We start from the raw sequence: 2,612 nt of genomic DNA, 5'->3' as shown, positions 1-2,612 counted from the left end.
GCTGTCGGCGGGATTTTTCCTGATTCATGCTCATGGCAACCGCCGTGCGCTGCTTGCGAAATCGGCTGGATCGGCGAAGTCGGCCTAACCGCAGCGCGAGAGGGAAGCTTCAATAAATCGGCATTTATTCTATGCGCCGTTTGTAGGCAAGGGGGATACCAAAATGCTTCACATAGACAGAGAGACGCTGTTCATCCGATTCTCGGAGTTTCGCGACGTTCGGGAGCTGATTATGCTGGATCATCTGATATGGACGGAGGATACGGCTCCTGCGGCCCTGTCATGGCGGTCGAGCGAGGACTATTTGCTGCATGCGCCTCCCGGTTCCCAGCTTGTGGCGGTGAAAGGGGATACGCTGTGCGGTTATGTCGGCTTTGGCTGCCCTACCGGAATGAAGAGCAACCGGCATGTCTATGAGATTCACATCGCAGTCCATCCAGGCTGGCAGCGTCTCGGAATCGGCCGAAGCCTGATCGAAGCCGTTAAGGAGCTGGCGGCGGAGCGCGGTATCCGCAAGCTTCGGCTGCGCGCGCTGTCCTGCAACGCTGCGGCCTTGGCATTTTATGAGCAATGCGGGTTCGAGGAAGAAGGGCGGTTGCGGGAGGAATTTTATCTTGCAGGCCGCTATGTGGACGAGGTATTTATGAGCTGCCGTCTCGGATAGCCACCTATGAAACGAAATGAAAGCGGGGGATGGTTATGAAGATCATATCATTGAATGTGGGGATGCCGGTTACGGCCCTTTACCGGGGGAAATCGCTGGAGACGGGCATCTACAAATCGCCTGTGGTGGGGCCTGTGCATGTATCCGCCGGCGGGCTGACCGGGGATGGACAAGCTGATCTGGTCAATCATGGAGGACCGGACAAAGCCGTCTGCGTGTATCCGTCGGAGCACTACGCCTACTGGGAAGAGTGGCTGGGCAAGAAGCTGGACTACGCCGCCTTCGGGGAAAATATGACAACCGCCGGACTGCTCGAAACGGAGGTGTGCATCGGGGACATCTACGAGATCGGCGGCGCGCTTCTTCAGGTGAGCCAGCCCCGCTACCCCTGCTTCAAGCTTTCGCAAAAGCACGGTCCGGCGGATATGCCCGCGCAGGTGCTGAAGACAGGCTTCAGCGGCTTCTATTTCCGGGTGCTGCGGGAAGGGGAGCTGGCCTCCGGCTCATCAGTCGTGAAGATTTCCTCCGGTGACGGCGGCGTGCCGGTGTCGCGCGTGCTGCATATGATGGAAGCCGGGCGCGGGGACAAGCGCGGTCTGGAAGAGCTGGTCCGGCTAAGCAGCCTTTCATCCGTCGTCCGGTTGAAGTTTCAGAAGTGGCTGGACGGGGCTGAATAATAGGCGGAAGCCTGATTTGCCAATATGAGCGTTCGACCCCGCGTTTTTGCGGGGCTTTTTCTGTCGGCGATAGCCTTACCCCAGGAGCTATCTCAGCATCTTCCACTCGCTGCGCAGCATGCCGTACACGGCATGATTGACATAGCCCGACGGCAGCAGCTCGGCTTCCCGGATTACCCCTTCCAGCACGAAGCCCAGGCGCTGGGGAATAGCCCGGCTTGGCGTATTGCCTGTTGCGCAGCGGATTTCTACCCGGTTCAGCTCCATCTCCATCAGGGCATGGTCGATAAATACCCGGCAGGCGCTCGTCATGTATCCCTTGCCGCAATAGCCCTCGCCGAGCCAATAGCCGATGCCGACTGACCGGTTATGCCAATCGATTTCATGAAATCCGATAACGCCGGCGAATTCACCGCCCACCCACAGGCCCGCGGTGAAGCCTCCGTTCTCGCTGCCTTGCTTAACGGCGTTCTTAATATAGCTTGTGATATGAGCGTGCTCCGTCACGCTGTCTACCCAAGGCAGCCACTGGCTAAGACGGGCCCTCGAGAGGTCGACCAGCTCAAACATGGGCTGGGCATGCTCAGCCGCCAGCGGCTTGAGAACAAGCTCATCATCAATGACAAAATGGAACAAACTGCGGCCTCCCTTTTTTCTGCTCATGTCATTGGCGGAGCCGTTATCTGCGGCCTTCTTTCCATTCCAGGGCATAAATATCCTCTTCCAGCCCCTGCATCCACTGCGCCGTCAGAATCCGGCAGTCGTTCAGCGCCTGGTTATAGACCGTAGGTCCAAGCTCCTTTAGGAAAAATTCCAGCAGGTTGTCCGCCGCGAGGCGTCCGAGGCTTTCGCTGCGTTCAAGCTCGAAAAATTCCTGAATATGATCAAGCATCGCTTCCCGATGCTCTTTTGGCATTTTAATCGGTTTCATCCGCTCGCCTCCTTCTGAACCTCATGCTACTCCATGAACCGGCGGGAAGTCAAAGGGAACCGGCGTCTTAGGCGGATATGCCATTTTATTGAACAGATTTAGTGTCGCAGTCCCTCAACTCTAAGCCAACAGTGAAGGTGGGGGGTTAGACACGTCTATTTAACAAACATATGTTCTTGTGTTATACTAGATCAATCAAACCTGCGATGGAGGCGTATCTCATGAAGGTGGTTAAAACACTCAAACATCTGATTACGTCTCACCACCGCATGCTAGATACGACTCTCCATGTGTACCAAGAGGTACTGTCGTTCTTGATTACGGTCATTCAAGAGCAGTT

General features: G+C 56.1%; 4 protein-coding genes. 2 read left to right on the top strand and 2 right to left on the bottom strand.

The features are described 5' to 3' along the window. The first annotated feature begins 163 nt into the window (after positions 1-163). Positions 164-664 (top strand): GNAT family N-acetyltransferase, encoded by a 501-nt coding sequence (locus L691_RS0102235; protein WP_025688514.1) that lies wholly within the window; start codon positions 164-166, stop codon positions 662-664. Positions 665-699: 35 nt separating this feature from the next. Continuing rightward, on the top strand, positions 700-1,341 hold the full coding sequence (locus L691_RS0102230; RefSeq protein ID WP_025688513.1) for an MOSC domain-containing protein: 642 nt from the start codon (positions 700-702) through the stop codon (positions 1,339-1,341). Positions 1,342-1,428: 87 nt separating this feature from the next. Here L691_RS0102230 and L691_RS0102225 read toward each other — a convergent pair whose 3' ends face one another. Together L691_RS0102225 and L691_RS0102220 are read right to left on the bottom strand one after the other, a co-directional pair. Beyond that, the gene (locus tag L691_RS0102225; RefSeq protein ID WP_408634726.1) at positions 1,429-2,004 is read right to left on the bottom strand and encodes a GNAT family N-acetyltransferase; all 576 of its coding nucleotides are present in this window, start codon (positions 2,002-2,004) and stop codon (positions 1,429-1,431) included. 16 nt (positions 2,005-2,020) lie between these two features. Beyond that, positions 2,021-2,272, bottom strand: a complete 252-nt coding sequence (locus L691_RS0102220) for a DUF2164 domain-containing protein (RefSeq protein ID WP_025688511.1) — start codon at positions 2,270-2,272, stop codon at positions 2,021-2,023. Positions 2,273-2,612: the final 340 nt, after the last annotated feature.

Origin of the sequence: Paenibacillus zanthoxyli JH29, assembly GCF_000520715.1 — a bacterium.
Classification (GTDB): domain Bacteria; phylum Bacillota; class Bacilli; order Paenibacillales; family Paenibacillaceae; genus Paenibacillus_AQ; species Paenibacillus_AQ zanthoxyli.
This window is presented reverse-complemented; position numbering and strand designations above follow the sequence as displayed.